Raw genomic sequence first — 18,342 nt, 5'->3', positions numbered from 1 at the left:
TATCGGCGATACTCTGCATATGCTCTAGATTGTTCAGTTGTTTATGACATCTTCTGAAACCAATACATCCCAAAACGGCAGCTTGTATATTGTGGCAACGCCGATTGGGAATTTAGAAGATATGAGCTTTCGGGCGGTACGGATTTTGCAAACGGTGGCTGCGATCGCAGCCGAGGATACGCGCCATACGGGTAAACTGCTCCATCACTTTCAGATCAAAACCCCGCAAATTAGCTATCACCAGCACAACACTCAAACCCGCACACAGGAACTAATTCAGCGATTAGAATCCGGGCAGGATTTAGCTCTCGTTAGTGATGCAGGCATGCCAGGAATTTCTGATCCGGGAGTGGAACTGGTGCAAGCTTGTGTTGAGGTTGGGATAGAAGTGATACCGATTCCTGGTGCCAATGCTGCGATCGCAGCATTGGTAGCCTCGGGGTTACCCTGCGATCGCTTCTGTTTTGAGGGGTTTCTGCCTGCAAAGGGAAAAGCGCGTCAACAGCGATTGCAGGACATCGCGACAGAATCCCGCACCGTTGTTTTGTATGAGGCACCCCATCGGTTACGCCAGACCTTAAAAGATTTAGCAGAGCAGGTCAGTGCTGAGCGACAGATTGTCTTGGCAAGGGAATTAACTAAACGGTTCGAGGAGTTTTGGCGCGGATCGGTGCAAGCTGCCATCACCCACTATCAAAGCCATGAACCCAAAGGGGAATTTACAGTGGTCTTGGCAGGAGCAGTGGTGAGTAAGACCTTGCCTACAGACCTAGAGCTACGCACAGAATTGCAAGCGTTATTGGCTCAGGGATGGTCTAAATCACGGGCGAGTCGGCAATTGGCAGAGAAACATGCCATGTCTCGTCGTCAAATTTACCAGCTCACCCTCGACTTGGAGTAACGCCACTACGGTTGTTTAGTGCGACTAACATATTGGCCATGAACACTCACCATATAGGGAACGCAATAGGTGAGGACTGCTGAGATCCAGCGTGCGCGGGTCATTTTGTTTTGGGTTAGGGCCGCGCCATGATTAATCGCCAATAAAATAGACCCCACTATGGCCGCCACTTTTAAAGCATTGGTCCGATAGGTGGGATCTATTAAAGCCGCGAGATAGCCTCGCAAAAAGGACATTGATCGATTCGCAAATGTTAGAGAGCGTTAATAACTGAGAGAGACTCTCTTATGATCGCTCAGCGAAACTCCGATCACCTGCAGTGGGGGCAGTGGTATCTGCTTCGAATAGAGCGTTATAGATGAAACCGGCTGCGATCGCACCTGCAATCGGTGCCACCCAAAATAGCCAAACTTGAGCAAATAACTCCATGTTGCCAGCCAAACCAACAATCAAGGCAGGGCCAGTACTACGAGCAGGGTTGACGGAAGTATTGGTAATGGGAATGCTGATCAAGTGAATCAGGGTTAAGCCTAGACCAATGGCAACAGGAGCAAACCCTTGAGGGGCACGGCTGTCTGTGGCACCCAAGATGATCAAGAGGAACATCATGGTGAGCAAGACTTCTGCGATCAAACAAGCAACCAGATTGTAGCCACCGGGTGAGTGAGCACCAAATCCATTGGTCGCAAGTGGGTTCGCACCGGAAACATCAATGGGACCCGCACCACTGGCGATGAGATACAAAAGACCCGCTGCAGCAATCGCACCCACCACTTGAGCAACGATGTAAGGCAAGAGTTCAGATCCAGAAAATCGCTTGCCTGCCCATAGTCCAAAGGAGACCGCTGGGTTGAAATGTCCGCCAGAAATATGGCCTACCGCATAGGCCATGGTCAGAACCGTTAAACCAAAGGCCAGGGACACCCCTGTAAAGCCAATGCCCAAAGAAAAAGGAAAGGCTTCTTTGGCTTCACCGACTTCTAAGCTTGTGGCGTATACAGCAGCAAATACAGCACTACCACAGCCCCCAAAGGTCAGCCAGAACGTGCCAAAAAACTCAGCAAAAACTTTTTTTGTAATCGACATAGATGAACTCCATCTTCAAAACATGAGGAACATAAACTTCATACCCCCCTCGGCTCGGCAACTCTTTTCAGGTTCACGTATTTGTTTTATGAGCAAAGGTTAGTGAATCTCGGGTGAGAGATAAGAAAGAGCATCAACAATTCCGAATGGTTATCAATAAACCAATCCTCGCTAACATATTCTGAATATCAAAACGGTATTTGTAAACACATCTATAGATTTTGACAATATTTCTAGAAGTGATTTTCTACAGCACGCAAGTAATTCAGAATACGAGGGATTGAGTCGCTACAACCTATTAGCCAAAAGGGTTTGATCCTGAGCATTGCATTCATTGCTCACCGGTGTTCATGATGGGCCATAACCACAGCGAATCATGGCTGCTCAGAGAGTTCTAAAAGCAGCCTACAAAACGTTTTGAGAACATTTTTGATCGTGAATAGAACCCATCAAAAAGCGATGGCTGACCTAGAATGTGGCGACCTTTTCGCGATCACCTCTAGGGCATCCCTCACCATCTGCTTCCTTAAGAAAGTAAAGCCACAACCTATCCGGTTTAGGGCAAAGTTCTCAGACAAGGATGAATTTTGTAGAAGCCCGTTAAGACACAAAATGGGGCATGACCTGAGCAGAAGTCAGGAGTCCACAAAGCCCTTGTTGATGGAGGGCAATGCCTGCTTTGAGGTAACCAAAAGCAGGCCCACAAACATTGGCGGCCATGCTAGTTTCATCACCCAATGTGAAGGTATGGGTGGAGATTTTACCTTCAAAGGTTCGCCCCGTAAGCTGCACGTTGGTGCTCAGGGGTTTCTTAGGATTGCGAGTATCGACGACCCCGCCAACGGTGACGTGATCGCGACCACAAATCCCGGCCATCTCTAGAATGATGTCATCGGCATGTTCCATATCTTCCAAGCTAAGGATGCCGTTAGTTTTGTCTAATAAGGCTTCCACCTCAGCATCGGTCATGGCTTTAGCCGTTTCGACGGTGTAACCGGGTAAATGGGCAATGTCTTCACGGATGGTGGCGCGGTAGGCTTCCCAGTTAGCAATACCGACCCCAAAGGTGATTTTGACTTGATGAATTTCGGCGTAGCTCTGGGCCGCTAAGGCAGCCGCCGCGGTCAATAAGCCAGGGGTAGCGCCACAGCCTGTGACGTAGGTAATACCTGCTGCTGCCAGTTCAGCCCGGAGGTCTACAAGCTGCTCAACGGCGCTGGTCCGTTTGATGGCATCGATTAAAACGCCTTTCCAGCCTAGATCGATAAACTGTTTAGCGACGGAGGCCATAAAGGTATTGGGCAGGTTAGGCAACGCCAGGAAAAAACCGGCAACGTTCTGGCTCTGCTGAATCAGATCGGCAATGCTTTGGGTGCTGAGGGTACCGCCTGGGTCGAGGTAACCGAGGGAGCCTTGAGTTTTGTAGGCTGCGATCGCACTTTGCAAATCCAAGCCTTCGGGGTTGAGGGCAAAGCCTTTTTGGTCTGCAGCGGCGACCAGCTTCATTTGCTGTTTGGGAGCTAGAACTCTAGCTGCGGCTTGTCCAAGTCCGCCAAACCCTAGCACACCAACGGGAATCGGCTGGTTTGATGTTTGCAGTGGATTGGCTAAATTGGTCACGTGCTTTACCTCGCCTGTCAGACTATCCATAACAACCTCAAACATTATCGGGTACCGTGGTCTTTTTTTAACTGGATTTGGTCGACCAAGCAGGAGATAGAAACATATCGCAACTGTTGGTCGTAAACATCCAGGCACTGATTCAAAAAGACGATGTCTTATTGAAGTGTTGAGCCTCGTGGAAACTGAGCTAGTGGTATGCCCGATCTGCAAAAAATGAGAGGTATGCCAATCCTCCAGGAGCAATCACAAGTGTGAGGATGGGTAGACAGGGCTGACCTTGGCTTCGGTATATTTTGCCTATGGTAGGTTTAGGTGAAGCTTGGCTTTCAGATATCCGTTTGGGCTCGTAAATACGGATGGGGCATTGACATTGTGGAGGATTCCTCATGGTTCAAGCGCGGGTAGAACACCCGATGAGTTTTGGAGCTTTTCTTGAGTGGTATCCCGATGATGGCCGCCGGTATGAATTAATTGAGGGAGTTGGGGTTGAGAGGCTACCAACCGGTCCCCATGAGGATGTCAGTGGCTTTTTAAGCGCGGAGTTCAATTTTGAAATTCGGAGACAACAGCTACCCTATTCCATTCCTCGCACTTGCCTAGTTAAACCTCAGTCGGAAGGATCGGGCTACATACCAGATGTTGTGGTTCTCAATCGTGAGTTATTGCCACAAGAATCACTTTGGCCCACTGCTTCAGTGATTCAGTTGGGTCAAACGGCTCCACTGATTGTTGAGGTGGTGAGTACAAACTGGCGGGATGATTATGGTCACAAGTTTGTAGAGTATGAGGCCATGGGCGTTGCCGAATATTGGCTGGTTGATTTTCGGGCGTTAGGGGCTGTGCGCCACATTGGCAAACCGAAGCAGCCGACGATTACAATCTGCCAGCTGGACGGTGAAGAGTATCAAATTCGACGTTTTGTAGCGGGAGAAATGTTGGTTTCTGGGATCTTCCCGCAGTTGAATTTGACTGTAGATGCAGTGTTTGCAGCTGCTAATTGATGTTAGTGGATAAAAGATTGCTCAGTTCTGACCTGCTGCGATTGGTCGGGTGGTTACGAGGATGTTGTCGGTATCTGTAATGGCGAGAGCATCGAATAACTGGAGTAGATGTGCGATGACGCCTTTGGCGGTTGTAATCTGACGAGCGACCTGGAAGGCTTGATGAGCGGCAGCTAGATGATTTGTCTTTTCACAAAGTGCTAGACCACAGTGAGCGAGGGCTTTAGTTTCCAACATCAACAGGTTTTGATCGCACATCTTGAGCAACTTATCGGCTTCTTCTACACCTTGCACAAAGGCCTCTTTGGCCTTATTGGCTTTAGCTGTGCGTAGGTGGATGATGCCCGCTAGTGTTAATGCTGCGGCATTATTCTGAGGGTAATCATTGGTTTGAGTGAGATCGATTGCATTTTGGGCAATCTCTAGTTCATTTTTGAGTAAGTTGGCCAAGGCATAACCGAAATATGCTAGATGTTGGTTCTCTCGGTTACTAGTTTTGCACGCAATATCGCTAGCCTCCCGATAAAACTTACATGCTTGAGTAAGTTCTCGAATTGCAATATATGTGTCACCTAGGGAACAGAATTCATAGCTTTCAAGATATTGATCTCCAATCTTTTGAGAAATCGCAAGAGACTGTTGGTGGTAGTCAATCGCTTTTGGATAGTCTCCCAGGCTGTCATAGCAAAGTCCCAGGTTGCCTAGGGAGTTTCCCTCGCCTTGTCGGTATCCTATCTCTCGCTTGATCGCAAGAGACTGTTGGTGGTAGTCGATGGCTTTTGGATAGTCGCCCAGGCTGTCATAGCAGTTGCCCAGGTTGCCAAGGGAGATTCCCTCGCCTTTTCGGTATCCAATCTCGCGTGCGATCGCAAGATACTGTTGATAGTAGTCGATGGCTTTTGGATAGTCGCCCAGTCTGTAATAGCAGTTGCCTAGGCTTATAAGACATGAACGTTTTAGATCGCGATCTGTGAGGTAGCCTATTAGTCGTACATAGAGATCAACGGATAGCCGAGCATGCCCCCAAAGCAGCAGGTAATCATAGTCGATATCTAGCAGCACTGAAGCTGCAGTGTCGTAATTCTCCCCCGCAATTCGGACCTCAATTTCTGCCAGATGTGGTGACAGGTCTTCAAGGATCTTCCAATTTTCTCTGGGCGTTCGAATCGTCTGGTAATAGTCAGCAGCCCGATTGAGAAGGGCAAAGCGGGTAAAGGGCAAGGAAGCAGCATCACGATCCTCTGGCTGCCCCTCCAGGATGCGACTAAGAGCATAGCTGCGATCTACTGGGTGGAGATAAAATCGCCCTGCTTCTCGGCGGGCGAAAAACATATTCACTAACCTGCCCAGTACAGGAGCACTATCAACTGTCGGCAAATAGGGTTGCAGTAAAAAGTCCACCGCACCTGCCGTGACTGAATTGCCTAAAATCGCCAGGGCCTGCATCACCTGTTGAGACAAGGGATCAAGGCTGCTAAAGGCTTCACCCACCAGCACTTCAACCACATTTTCAGGTAGCGTTTGCTTGGCATCATCAAGCAGCTCCGCTAGAGTTCTGCTGCGATCAACCTTCAGAATAGCGACTAAAGCCTCCAACGCTCGTGGGTAACCCAGCGTCCTTTGGCGGGCTAAATCGAGTAATTCAGAGGAAGCATCCCTTAGTCCAAGACTGCCATTCGCATCCATCTGCTGTAGCAGATTTTCAGCGTGGGGGGATTCTAGCCCTTGATCTACTCTCAGAACCTCTTGGCGTGCTGACTCAGTGAGCAGCAAGGGTTGCGGTGAAACACGAGTCGTAATAATCACCTTGACCCCATGCTGGGGTAATTCCAATAAAGCTTGCAAAGCCTCCTGAAACTCCTGATCCTGCAAGTTGCCAGTCTCTGACTCCAACACTTCCTCGAAATTGTCCAGCAGAACAACGACGCGACCTTGTGGAAATGCATTGAGCAGGGCTTGCATTTTGGCATAAGCAGAGGCTTGGGGAGTGCGATAAATCTCACTCAGATGTTCCCCAATCGCAGGGGGCAATAGCCGACAAAGGTCTGCATAAAGATGAGGAAAATTAACTTGCCTTAAGCCCTTTGGACTGAGGTAAACAATGCCATCCACAGGCAACGGTCCCAAGTCATCGGGCAGATATCCATTTTCCAAGGCTTTCAGGAGACGACAAACCATCGCCGTTTTGCCGACCCCGCCCCGACCCACCACCGTCATCATCCGCAACCCTGGATCTTGCAGAAAGTTGCCCAGGAATTGAGTTTCCACAAAGCGATTTTGGAACCATGTGGGTGCAGTGGTTGGCGGTGGGTTAATAAACTTGGTCGAGGTCTGTGCCTGAACTGGCTGGATCGGCTGACGTTCCCGCTCAATACTGCTTTCAACCCGATCCTGGGTTTTCTGCTCGGCCTTTTGTGGATTGGCTATCGTCTCCTGCTGCGCAGCAATCTCTTTCCTAAGCGAGTCCATCTCATCTTGAATTCGGGCCTGTTCCTTTTCATCTGGTGCCCTGGGCAAGTCCCGTTCAGCATCGTAGAGACGTTCTTGAAGACTAGATAATATCCCTTTAGGCGACAAGCGCCATTGTAGATGGCTACGCAGTGCTGCCAATGCCTGGTCATAGTCGCCCGAAAAATCAATATACTGTCGAGTGGCATCTCCACATTGGGTTCCACGAGCAGCGGGATAATGGGTTTCTTATACCGCAAAGCCCTTGTCCATTCCCGCTTGCATTCTGATCTGGGGTGAACGCTGTCCGCTGTCATCAGAAACAGAACGCCACTACAGGTTCGCAGCGCTTCCACCAGTTGCTCATCCCAGTCAATGCCACCCTGGCACTCACGCTCTTCTAGCCACACTGGGATAGAGGGAGGTATTCTCTGCAGATCGTTAGCCAGTTTGCGCGCTAGGTCTGTGCTATCAACCTTGGAATAGCTAATAAAGTAAAAGCCTTCCATTCCCATGCTTCTCCCAGATGATAGCTACTATGCCCATGATTGATTCTGCCGCTGAGAAATAAATGGTAGCCAGCTCAGCCCTTGAAACTCGATTTCTGCAAATATCACCTTAAATGCTTTTTTAGCATAAACGAGAGCGTAAATCGGTGCTAGATACGTGAATCCACGCTTAAAAATACCGTGTGCAAGACCTCAGAGAATCATCTAACCGTTCAAGCATTAAGCTGCAACACCTCACGCCAGGCTAAAGTCACTTCCCACGCATTGTTTCCCGCTTTGCTAGTCACAAAGTCTCTCATTAATAGCACTAGCAAACGCCCCGCCCACTAAATCTTTTGTTTAAAACTTAGACAGCAAAGGCCAATCCAAAATCGAGTCCAAATTCGCATTCAACCCATCAAGGCCTGTGTTACATCCCCCTACGATTAGGCTAGGTTAGAGATAGGTTGCGCACTGGATGAAATATGAAAAAGTTTTGGCTGTCCTGGGTTTATATCATCAGCTTGGGACTGATCACGGCCTGTACTCAACCTGCAGAAGAGAGCGATCCACCCCCGGAAACACCGAGTGAATCCGTGAGCCAAGGCAGCCCCACCCCTGCACCTCCCGGACTTTCAGAACTAGACGAGAATCCGCCTGCCAACGCGCCTACGACAAGCCCTGATCAACAACCTTTGGCCACAAACCCGAGCCAGCCCTTACCCGCACAATTGCCCCCCGTCGCCAATCCTTCGAGTCAGCCCCCACCTAATCTCGACCCGGAAGACAGTGTAGTTGCTCCAGCACCGACCATTGCCGCAAACTCCCAAAATCCACGCCAGTTCTGTGGCAACGATCATCTATTTGAGAGCATGAATACCCCCGACTATCAGATTTTCATCTGTTTGAATCAATCCAGCCAAACGGACCGAAACTATCGCTACGTAGGCATTGAGAAAAAGACCGGGTCGAAGATTGTCTTACCTGCTCAGACCACCGGTGAATACTATGCCTTGTCCTATAAAGCCGTAAATGGAGACGTGACCTATAAGATTGAGACGAATCCTCAAGCCTTGCGGGATGCCCGTTTAGTGGTGACCCAAGGGAATAAGCAACTGCTCAGTCAACGGATTGAGCAAAGAGAGTTAATTCTGGATTAGTCGATTGCTAGTCAACCTGATTTATCTTCCTAAAGACTCCACATAGTTCTTGGCGTCCTTGAGGTCATACCCCCATCGCAGACGCACCAATTTAATGGCTTCGATTTTGCGGTTTTGCGAGAGCAGCAGCCGAACCTCTGCATCAACATCGTCTGAATTTTGGGATGGACTGCTTGTTCCCTCCAAGGATTCAACATAGGCTTTTGCCGCCTTGAGACCATAGCCCCATTGCTCACGAACATATTTAATGGCCTGAATTTTTTGGTCCTGGGTCAGGAGTCGCCGAACTTCAGCTTCAACCTGCTCATAATTTTGCTGTCTCGATGAGGGTCCCAATACATCGGTAGGAGGAGGGGTGGGCAAAGCATCCAGGTATTGTCGAGCTTCATTCAGCTCCATGCCCTGTTGCCGCAACTTTTTAACTGCGGTAATCTCACGTCCTGCCGCCACGAGTTGTTGAACCTGCTGTCGGAGATCATCACTAATGACAATGGGACCTTGCCTAGAGGCATCGTCTCCGTCGTCGCCTATCCCGTCGAGATTTAAAAGAGAAGGATCAGCTATAAGAGGTGAGGATTCATCATCAAAGTAAGACTTTTCTACCTGCGAATCAGATAGATGCTCCACATTCGGTACATCTGGGGACAAATTGGAGTCATCATCAGAGAAATTAGCAGTCTTTTTCGAGGGTGGAGGGGGGATATAGGGTGGGTCGTCTTTGTCTGGCGAGTTCGCTGCCGTTTCTCCCTGCTTGGGCTGAAAGGCCAGCCAGATCACCAACAGGAAGAGAGCACACACCAGAATAATTCCAACACCCATAACCCTTGATACTCTCAGCAACTCGTTGGGCAAGATTATACTTCAGGAGTTGGAATCCGTTGCTGTCATTAGAAATTTGTTCGGCACCCAGAGGTTTAATCCATGAAACGTCACACTCGATTGGTTGTATTGCTGAGTCTGTTCATCACGACATCAGGAACTTTAACCAATCCCAGGGGATATGCCAATCCCCAAGTCCCTGCTTCCCAGGCTGCTCCCCAAACTCCTCAAGGGCGAATGCTCACCCGCTTATTTACCAGTTCAGTAGTTCTAGCCAATTGGTTTACCCCCTCATTTTTGTCCCAGGTAGCTGCACCCCAGGTGCAAACCATTATTAGCAATATGAAGCAGCAACTCGGCCCTTATCAAGGGGTACGAGAAGACGGCACTGGCTTTGTGGTGGTGTTTGAAAAAGGCATTGTCCCCACCCGTTTGGTGCTTAACCAGCAAGGGTTGATTTCTGGGTTACTGTTTCAAGCCCCGCGCGCGCATCCTAAACCTTCTCAGGATCTGACCTCTGCGTTTAAAGCCTTACCCGGTAAAGTCAGCGTATTGGTGCTTGAGAATGGAACCCCCAAGCTGTCCCACAACCCCGATCAGCCTTTGGCTGTTGGTTCTGCCTTTAAGCTGGCCGTCCTAAATGTACTGAAGACCCAGATTGCTGCCAAGCAACAGTCTTGGGATGCGGTAGTGAAGCTACAGCCGCAGTTAAAAAGCTTACCGTCTGGGTTCTTGCACACCTGGCCTGCCAAGTCCTCTTTAACGGTCTATAGTTTGGCGGCGTTGATGATTTCCCAAAGTGATAACACGGCCACGGACCATCTGATCCAGCTCGTGGGTAAACCCGCTTTAGAAAAGCTTTCCCCTCGCAATACACCGTTTCTGATGACGCGAGAAGCGTTTGTACTCAAGAATCCGAAAAATGTATCATTGCGCGATCGCTTCCTGGCTACCGAGGCCAAACAACGCCAAGCCCTGCTTAGTGAGTCAGCACCACTCTCCTCTGTGACCGATTTTGAATCAGGCGTCCTTTCTCCAGAAATTGAATGGTTTTATACCACAACAGAACTCTGTCAATTGATGGCAAACGTTGCTGACTTACCCGTGACCCAAATTAATCCAGGGTTAGCTCGTCCTCAAGATTGGCAGACCATTTCCTTTAAAGGTGGATCCGAACCGGGAGTTCTCAATTTCACCACTCAACTGCAAAGCAAGGACGGCAAAACCTATTGTGTGTCTGCCACCTGGAACAACAACCAACCCTTGGAGGAAGCAAAGTTTACGGCTCTATATAGCGGATTAATCGATAGCCTTAAGTCCAAACCCAAAGCCAAACCAGCCGCGATTCCCAATTAGGGTCTTTGTCCAGGGACTCGGACCGGGTTAGGTCTACCGGTTCCACAGGTGAGGAAAGGAATACAACCGCCAATACCAATCCTAGGACCACCATTCGGTCGCTGTTTTTCTTCTTCTGGCAACTCTGGAACAGGAGCGCACAGTTCTGCCAACTCAGCCGTAGAAACGGCAGGCGATGCAGATTGTCTTGCCACAGCCTCTGCTGTTTCCTCTCGAATCACTAACAAAGGCGTTTGCACATCCGTGGGTTCTAGGGCAACGAGTTGTTCTTGGTCAGGTGCTAACACCGAACTGATCGGACAGGCTTGATAGAACGCTGGCAGACTAAAGGTTTGGACAGGCCCCACGACGTTATCTTTAATTTCTACTTGCTCACCTGCTTTCAATCTGATCTGTCCTGCACCATCATCATTGGAGACAAAGATAGGCCGACCGGTTTTTTCAGTTAACGCACTCACGATGGTTGAGTTTTGGGTGGAGTCATGGCGAACCGTTAGGGCTGTACCAAAGGCGACAATTTTGGCCGTCGGCGTAATCACCGTCGTAATTCCCTGCCCCGGCTGAATCATCGATAAAACTAATCCATGCTTGAGCTGAAAGCTCCGAGTATTGGGGGTAAAAAAGAACTTGGCATTAGAATGAACCCGAAACAAGGTGCCTTCATTAAACAGCAGCTTGGCCCAAGCACTCGACCCCGTTTTGAGAATATCCATCGGCACCATCACGTCACCGACTTTGGCAAGGCGTGGCTTTTGTTTTACTTTCTGAAGTTGAACTTGGGAGTCAAATTCATAAACTTTGGCACGGGTTAAATTCGTCCCTGCCCATACAGGTTGAATGCATAGCCCACTCAAAATGCTGCCTGCGACAATGCCAGACAACCCTCTTTTACCTAGTAAGCTCATCCCTAATCCTCAAAATTCCAACAACACTTAACCAGCCCAAGCTATCAGCGATCGAATCACCTATCTGCCTCTTTTTGAGCTTGTTGAGGAACCACTCTTCATACAGACTTCTGACTAGATATCTGTGTTCCAAACTTAACCTATGCAAACCCAGTCGGCTATCGACGCTTGAGCGAAGGTCTGGGACGGGAGAGCATCCGATGGTCAATACGTTCTACTGGCCCTATGCAGAGAGTTGGAGGGGCACAGTTGCCTCACTTTCCATCGTGAGTGCTCAGTCCCGTTGCTGAAGCTACTTGCTGAATGGTGAGTGATTGCTCCATATCTGTACCTTAAAAGTTAGAGTATGCTCTAAGTCAAGGCACTTTTTGCAACCAGTTATGGAGAGGTCTCTTCAGGCAGTCTTTTACTGCCGGACCCATGGGACTTCCTTTTCTCAATTCACTTGAGGATAGACATCAATCATGCAACCAGAATTTTGTGACTTTCAAGGGTTTTACCCTTTTTATCTATCTCAACACCAAAATCTGATCTGTCGGCGGTTACACCTCCTAGGGATCACCCTGGGACTGCTATCCTTGCTGACGGTGATCAGCCTTAGAAACTGGATTTATCTGCCCCTGCCTCTCGTGCTGGGCTATGGGTGTGCCTGGATCGGTCATTTCTTTTTTGAGAAGAACAAGCCAGCCACCTTCAATTATCCGTTGTGGAGCCTACGAGGCGATTTTGCCATGATGAAGGATATGCTAACCGGCCAGATTGAGCTTTAAGTGAGCCGCATATCAAGGGTTTGCCATGGCTTCTATGGGAATGGCTCCAGGTTGGCCATTTTTGACTTGAAAAGAAGCCAGGGTTCGAATAGTGGACTCAGACTGTTCGACGGAATTAACGATGCGTAAATGGGCAGTCCAAACCTCCCGCGTGATCTGACAAAGGACATAGCCTCGATGGCGGGTATCCAAAAATTTGATGTGAGGATTTATTTTTTGACTGAGGGAATAGAGCGCCTGCGGTAGCCCCGTAGAACTAATGGAGGTACCCACAAATTCAGTCCCAATGATAGGGGACTGAGGATCCTGAAAATTTGTCTTTAGATCTGCAACCCCAAAAGCATGAATGTCTCCCCCAATCACAACCACATTTTTCAGGGGGCGTTGCTCAACAACATCCAAGATGCGTTGGCGTGAGGCGGCATAGCCATCCCAGCCATCTGTCCAATACCCAGATACTGTTTCCAGACCAAACTTCAGTTCTGCCATCAGCTGTTGTTGGGCAATCACCTGCCAATGAGCGGAAGAGTTTTGTAGCCCCTGGATCAGCCAAGCCTCTTGTGGTTTACCCAGCATGGAATGGTCAGCCGCTAAACGGTCTTGGCAGGCTGAGACTATCGCGCCTCCTCCTATTCCCTCAGTGGCGCAAGGTTGATCGTCCCGATACTGGCGGTTATCTAAGCAATGAAACTCAGCTAATTGGCCAAACTGGAAGCGACGAAACAGTTGGACTTGGCCGTTTTGAGGCTGAGCAGTGGGCCGTAACGGCAGATGCTCATAATAGGCTTGATAGGCTGCCCATCGACGTTTGCGAAAGACATTAGGGTCATCATAGTTTTGGGACTGGTCTTGGGCATAGTCTTCATCGACTTCATGGTCATCCCAAATGCAGATAAAGGGAAATGCTGCATGGGCGGCCTGCAATTGGGGGTCGTTTTTGTACAGGGCATAACGTAGACGATACGTCTCTAGATCGATGGGGTTAGGCCCTATATGTTGTCTGGGCCGCCCTTTGTGAGGACCGCCTTCATAGATATAGTCCCCCAAGTGAAAGACCAGATCTAAATCTTCTTGAACGAGATGTTGATAGGCCGTGAAGTATCCCTTTTCGTAATGCTGGCAAGACACAAACGCAAACTTTAACTGCTCAGGGTCTGTGTCCAAGGCCGGCAGGGTTCGAGTTCGACCAATCGGGCTTGTTTCTGACCCCACTTGGAATTGATACCAATACCACTGGCTTGGAGACAAATTGTCTGCCACCACATGAACGGAATGTCCCCATTGTGGCGTAGCCTGGGTCGTTCCCTGTTGAATCACCTCGGTCATCTGGGCATCCGTTGCAATCTGCCACTGAACAGGAATAGCAACCGCAGGCATAGGTTGCCCCGATAAAGGGTTAGGGGCTAACCGTGTCCAGAGGACAACGCTATCGGGTCGAGGATCGCCGGAGGCAACGCCTAGGCTAAAGGGATAGGCAGAAAATTGGGGCTGAGCCAAGATCGGGGGCGACTGATCCCTGAGAACGACAAGACCCATAACTGCCCCCACCGTCAACAAAAACTGTCGTCGATTGAGCATTAAATATTTGGTTGGGTTAAGCGCTACAGAACTGGGGCCAAGGGCTATGGCATCTAATTCCCAGATCTCTAAATATGCTGGGAATTAGATGCCATGAATTGTGAGGAGATGGCCTTGGGATGGGTAAGGTTGGCCAAGCGGCCATGGTGGACTGATACATAGAGTAATCGTTACTAAAGATCAGTTAACAATGCTTCAGGTAAACCGACTCAAGGGCCTTGTTTAGCAGTTCCCGCTAGGTCTGACCGCATTGAAAGTTCAAAATTAGCCAAAGAAGGCAAACCCTCAGTCCCTGAGTGCGGGGATGAATTGATGACCAAGGTAAGTGGCATCCTGAGCCTGTAATACAAATGTAGTACATGCGCATAACATTGGGCTTGGCTGTAGTTCAACTCTGATTGTAGAAATGACTGATAAAGCCGCTATTAGCCTGACTTAAAAGTTTGATGAGGGAGAAATGAGAGGTTGAGTCTGGGCTGAATGAAGCCGGGCCGAAACATTAAGTCAAGGGATGATAAGGCGATACTTCAATGCTGTGGTCGGCATGAATCGTCACCAGGGAATTGACGGCAATTTTGACGTTGGCCCCATCAAGTCTCACCACTAACCCCGTCTCTCGATAGTCTTTGGGCATCATCCAAGCTACGTCCGTTTCTGGGGGCAACTGCAAGGAAGACAGTTTGAGTGGTGGGGAAGTTTCGTTCTGATGAAAGGTTGGAGTGAGGAGTACTTTGGTTAAGTTTCTAAAGGTCACTCTCGGCAACATCATTTGAGGATCCGGAGCCGGAGGTACTGAACCCAGCGAGATAGGTCGTCCCCGCTTCATGGCTAACGCCAACTTGCGAAACTCTTGCTGATAAGCCATCAACGTATATGGCCCATACAAGGTTGATGCACCTTCGTAGTGCTGGGCCTGGTACTCTTCAAACGTTGTGATGTATTGGGAGAAAGCATTAGCATAGGTGGCAAGGGCAAGATAGTCTGCTTTCAGCTCAGCCTGGACCGTTGCCCGTAAGCGACGGCCAGCCATGGTGGTGATTTCACCAGGGATACCTGTTAAAACTAGGTTGCCAATTTTAAGGATTTGAATGGGAACTCCTTTTGGCGTAATGGGGTAGTAGTCCGTGTCGGGATTGGCTAAACCAGGGGCAAAGGCAATGGGTTTGGGAGCATGGCCGTCAACAAAATCTCGGGTGAGCTTGCGGTCCAAGTGGCCAGGGAGGTCAGCACCGGGCATCTCAAGCGCAGCAATCACGCCGGAAGCCGCTAAAATCGAGGCCTCTGCCTTGGTAATCGTTCTGACGGTGATCCCTTCTCTAAATTGAAAGGGTGGATCGCTATCTTCACTACTGCCAGCAGCAAAGGAGAGTCCTAACGCTGCGGGCCAGGTTCGTTTCCCTGGCTGGTCGGCAATCTCAATATGGGACATATCAATAAATGTATGTCGATAGTCGATACTGCCCTGCAGGGGTTCAATGGCCTGGTCGAATAAAACTTGAGCCTGCTGATATTGCTGCTGGCCATGTTTTTGCATTCGCTCGCTATCGTTGATGCCCGTTGGGATAGAGCCATAGGCGACATTACCAGAGACATCACCACAGTTGGCATTGGCAAAGGCTGCAACAATGGATTCACCAAACTGCTCTGCCGCATATCCTTTGTTATCTCCCGTTACTAGGGTGTTGTATTGTCCGCGATCCGTGGGATGGATGGCGTACCAGTTCAAGAGGCCAATGGGTGTCTCGGTGGTACCGTTCACATGGACAAATTTCAGCAGCAGCATTTCATTGTCCGTGTCGCGACCGTACTGCTTGCGTTCTGCTTCCGGATTTTGCTCGTAGGCTGCGGGTGAGCGTTGTCTGCCGCAATCCTCGATTTGTCCTTGGTTAACGTAGATTTTGCCGGGGGCTAGCTGGTGATGGGCTTGCTGAATTGCTGCCACAATCCCTGAGACGATACATTCAAAATTGTGGCGATCAAAGCCGCCAATTTGGTTGGGTCCACCCAAACTATGGTTGTACAGATAGTAGTGGGAATAACCACCCGGTCCACTGTGGGTATGGGTTCCACTAATGAGCAGATTAGCGAGTTGGTACAGGTCAGGACCGTAAATCTTTTGGAGGCGCTGCAGGACTTCATGCTTGACGATATGGGTGCCCGACCAGAGATCGGTGGATGCGATCGCAACTCGCTTCGCAGACTCTGGATCAACCACAATAAAGACTTTGGCATAGAGTTGGGATTCAACCCCCGTCGTACGCTGATGCTTATCCGCCATCCCTTGCATGCCTAAGCCAATGGCTGGATCGGTAATATCGCTTTTGCCCACGCCAACAAGATACTCAGTACCGGGCAACTCAACCGCTTGAGCCGGATCTCCAAAACGTTGATCGAGAATCATTGAGCCCATTGCCATACTGGCTGCACTCAGAAACTGACGTCTAGAGAGGTTGACTTGAGGTTGCATCAGCGCCATCCGATCGAAACAACTAGCCAGACTATCTAGCCAATATTGTAGAGTTCAGGGTTTGAGTCCGACACTCTGAGCAAGACACTCAACCAATTCACCCATCAGCGGCATCATAAATTTTATCTACGGTAATGCTCCTTACGGGTTATCCCAGACAACATATCGATCTCGCCCTTGATGCTTAGCTTGGTATAGGGCTTCATCCGCTGCTTGTATCAATTGTTCAGGGGAATAATTAGCATTGGGAATCATCGTGGCAATGCCCAGGCTTAGCGTGACAGAAGCATGGTTTAAAGATGAGCGATGAGGAATTTGGAGTTGGTGAATGGCCGTTTGAATCGTCGTGACGATTTGGATGGCATCCATACGACTGACATTGGGTAAAACTATGGCAAACTCTTCACCACCATACCGGGCAGAAAATTCTCCAGGACGTCTGATGCTCCTGTCTAAGACTTTGGCTATCGACCGCAAGCATTCATCTCCGGCTGGATGACCATAGGTATCGTTGTAGTTTTTGAAATAATCAACATCACACAAAATTAAAGATAAAGGGTGCTGCTGTCTCCGAGCGACTTTCCAGGCCTGCTCTAAACGCTGATCAAATTGGCGTCGGTTGGCCAATTGAGTCAGCTCATCCACCATGGCTAATCGCTCAAGGGCAGCTGTTCTTTCCGCAACTTTCTTCTCTAGTTCCTGATTAAGGGTGCGGAACCGACCCACAGCCAGCCCCAACCCCATCATGGCCAACGTGATGATGATGGTCAGGGCCAGATAGATAGTCTTTAAACCTCCCTGAGCCGTTTGTAGGCCCTGTTCGAGAGGCTGTGTGATTTCGGCAATCCCTCGAACCTGACCAACCTTCCAGTCTTTTTTGGGGCTACTGGGCAATGTATTGTGGCATGCGACACAACTGGGTTCCATCAAAACAGCTTCTGTATATCGAAATGAAAGACGATCTCCCACTCGCTCTTTGCGATAGTAAGCGGCCTGGGGATGATTTTGGAGATAGTTGAGTGCAGCCCGTTCAAATTGATCTTGAGGGCCTCCTGTGGCCTGTCGATGGGGAAACGGAAAGTTGCTATAGAGTCGGAAGATGGTCCCTGTGGACTGATTACTCAGCAATTCACCCAATTCAATCGTAAAGGTGGCGGGGTTGGGAATGCCGCCACTGACAGCATGATATTCAGGGATAACTTGCACACCCTTGATAGACTCTAGGCGATCAACAACATCTTCGCTATAGAACCGCCGGGCCTGATTTAAGGTCTGAATAACAACGCTTGAATATTGCACCGCTTGGCTATCTACCCAATATATGGAGAGATAGTAGGTACCTACAAAAGCGACTCCTAGCCCTAGACTGAACAAGATGATCATAATCATAATCACCCGCTGGTACAAACGCTGAAGCAGCCGATTTAGGAATGTACCTAACATCATCAAACCAGGGTGGAGTTGGGATAAATCAGGTTGCCCACTCTTATATCAAGGATGATGATTCTAGCTAAAAATTACAATTCTCCAATGGTCTAGGCTTATTTCTCTGCAAGAAGTTAACCAAAAGTGAGATAAGCATTTGATTCTGCTAATTTTTATTCTTTTACACCTTTTTAGCGGGCAATCTCTAACTTGACCACAACCGTTTTAGGGCAACATTATCAATGCATCAGCCGTCCAGTGCCAGCCGTGATGCGATCAAAATCTGATGGTTTGCATAAATCTTGATGTCGAACC

At 49.2% G+C, this 18,342-nt stretch carries 14 protein-coding genes and 1 pseudogene; 5 read left to right on the top strand and 10 right to left on the bottom strand.

Annotated elements, in window-relative coordinates; translation table 11 throughout:
- The first annotated feature begins 43 nt into the window (after positions 1-43).
- Positions 44-901, top strand: a complete 858-nt coding sequence (rsmI, locus tag AM1_RS15910) for a 16S rRNA (cytidine(1402)-2'-O)-methyltransferase (RefSeq protein ID WP_012163897.1) — start codon at positions 44-46, stop codon at positions 899-901.
- Between the two features lie 5 nt (positions 902-906).
- Here the strand turns inward: rsmI and nrtS are convergent, their stop codons facing one another.
- From nrtS to bioU, 3 genes are all read right to left on the bottom strand, one after another.
- Positions 907-1,137 carry a nitrate/nitrite transporter NrtS gene (gene nrtS / locus AM1_RS15905; protein WP_012163896.1) on the bottom strand — a complete coding sequence of 77 codons (231 nt, stop codon included), beginning with the start codon at positions 1,135-1,137 and terminating at the stop codon, positions 907-909.
- 49 nt (positions 1,138-1,186) lie between these two features.
- Positions 1,187-1,987 carry an aquaporin Z gene (aqpZ, locus tag AM1_RS15900; RefSeq protein ID WP_012163895.1) on the bottom strand — a complete coding sequence of 267 codons (801 nt, stop codon included), beginning with the start codon at positions 1,985-1,987 and terminating at the stop codon, positions 1,187-1,189.
- A gap of 600 nt (positions 1,988-2,587) precedes the next feature.
- Positions 2,588-3,652 carry a (S)-8-amino-7-oxononanoate synthase BioU gene (gene bioU / locus AM1_RS15895; protein WP_238548993.1) on the bottom strand — a complete coding sequence of 355 codons (1,065 nt, stop codon included), beginning with the start codon at positions 3,650-3,652 and terminating at the stop codon, positions 2,588-2,590.
- Between the two features lie 344 nt (positions 3,653-3,996).
- On the opposite strand from bioU, the gene AM1_RS15890 reads away from it, so the two are divergent.
- On the top strand, positions 3,997-4,611 hold the full coding sequence (locus AM1_RS15890; protein ID WP_012163893.1) for a Uma2 family endonuclease: 615 nt from the start codon (positions 3,997-3,999) through the stop codon (positions 4,609-4,611).
- Between the two features lie 21 nt (positions 4,612-4,632).
- Here AM1_RS15890 and AM1_RS37640 read toward each other — a convergent pair whose 3' ends face one another.
- On the bottom strand, positions 4,633-7,221 hold the full coding sequence (locus AM1_RS37640) for a tetratricopeptide repeat protein (RefSeq protein ID WP_012163892.1): 2,589 nt from the start codon (positions 7,219-7,221) through the stop codon (positions 4,633-4,635).
- Between the two features lie 41 nt (positions 7,222-7,262).
- Positions 7,263-7,568, bottom strand: a pseudogene (locus tag AM1_RS44445) (toll/interleukin-1 receptor domain-containing protein); the annotation flags it as partial.
- Between the two features lie 464 nt (positions 7,569-8,032).
- Here AM1_RS44445 and AM1_RS15875 point away from each other — a divergent pair.
- Entirely contained in the window at positions 8,033-8,707 is a 675-nt protein-coding gene (locus AM1_RS15875; RefSeq protein WP_012163891.1) for a hypothetical protein, read from the top strand.
- 21 nt (positions 8,708-8,728) lie between these two features.
- On the opposite strand, the gene AM1_RS15870 is transcribed toward AM1_RS15875, so the two are convergent.
- Entirely contained in the window at positions 8,729-9,526 is a 798-nt protein-coding gene (locus tag AM1_RS15870; protein ID WP_012163890.1) for a hypothetical protein, read from the bottom strand.
- A gap of 102 nt (positions 9,527-9,628) precedes the next feature.
- Between AM1_RS15870 and AM1_RS15865 the strand changes: the two genes are divergently transcribed.
- Positions 9,629-10,882: a serine hydrolase gene (locus tag AM1_RS15865; protein ID WP_041659902.1), complete on the top strand. Its 1,254-nt coding sequence runs from the start codon at positions 9,629-9,631 to the stop codon at positions 10,880-10,882.
- Here the strand turns inward: AM1_RS15865 and AM1_RS15860 are convergent.
- Positions 10,879-11,787: a FecR domain-containing protein gene (locus AM1_RS15860; protein ID WP_012163888.1), complete on the bottom strand. Its 909-nt coding sequence runs from the start codon at positions 11,785-11,787 to the stop codon at positions 10,879-10,881. The two genes, AM1_RS15865 and AM1_RS15860, sit on opposite strands and share 4 nt — an antisense overlap.
- Before the next feature lie 464 nt (positions 11,788-12,251).
- Between AM1_RS15860 and AM1_RS15855 the strand changes: the two genes are divergently transcribed.
- Positions 12,252-12,557 (top strand): DUF962 domain-containing protein, encoded by a 306-nt coding sequence (locus AM1_RS15855; protein WP_012163887.1) that lies wholly within the window; start codon positions 12,252-12,254, stop codon positions 12,555-12,557.
- 12 nt (positions 12,558-12,569) lie between these two features.
- Here the strand turns inward: AM1_RS15855 and AM1_RS15850 are convergent, their stop codons facing one another.
- The 3 genes from AM1_RS15850 to AM1_RS15840 all read right to left on the bottom strand — a co-directional run bounded on the left by AM1_RS15850 (position 12,570) and on the right by AM1_RS15840 (position 18,048).
- Entirely contained in the window at positions 12,570-14,135 is a 1,566-nt protein-coding gene (locus AM1_RS15850; RefSeq protein ID WP_012163886.1) for an alkaline phosphatase D family protein, read from the bottom strand.
- A 499-nt stretch (positions 14,136-14,634) separates the two neighbouring features.
- On the bottom strand, positions 14,635-16,602 hold the full coding sequence (locus tag AM1_RS15845) for a neutral/alkaline non-lysosomal ceramidase N-terminal domain-containing protein (protein ID WP_238548992.1): 1,968 nt from the start codon (positions 16,600-16,602) through the stop codon (positions 14,635-14,637).
- A gap of 141 nt (positions 16,603-16,743) precedes the next feature.
- Entirely contained in the window at positions 16,744-18,048 is a 1,305-nt protein-coding gene (locus AM1_RS15840) for a diguanylate cyclase domain-containing protein (protein ID WP_238548991.1), read from the bottom strand.
- Positions 18,049-18,342 lie beyond the last annotated feature (294 nt).

The organism is Acaryochloris marina MBIC11017 (genome assembly GCF_000018105.1).
Classification (GTDB): Bacteria; Cyanobacteriota; Cyanobacteriia; order Thermosynechococcales; family Thermosynechococcaceae; genus Acaryochloris; species Acaryochloris marina.
The sequence above is the reverse complement of the archived record's forward strand: the minus strand, read 5'-3'. Positions and strand labels throughout refer to the sequence as shown.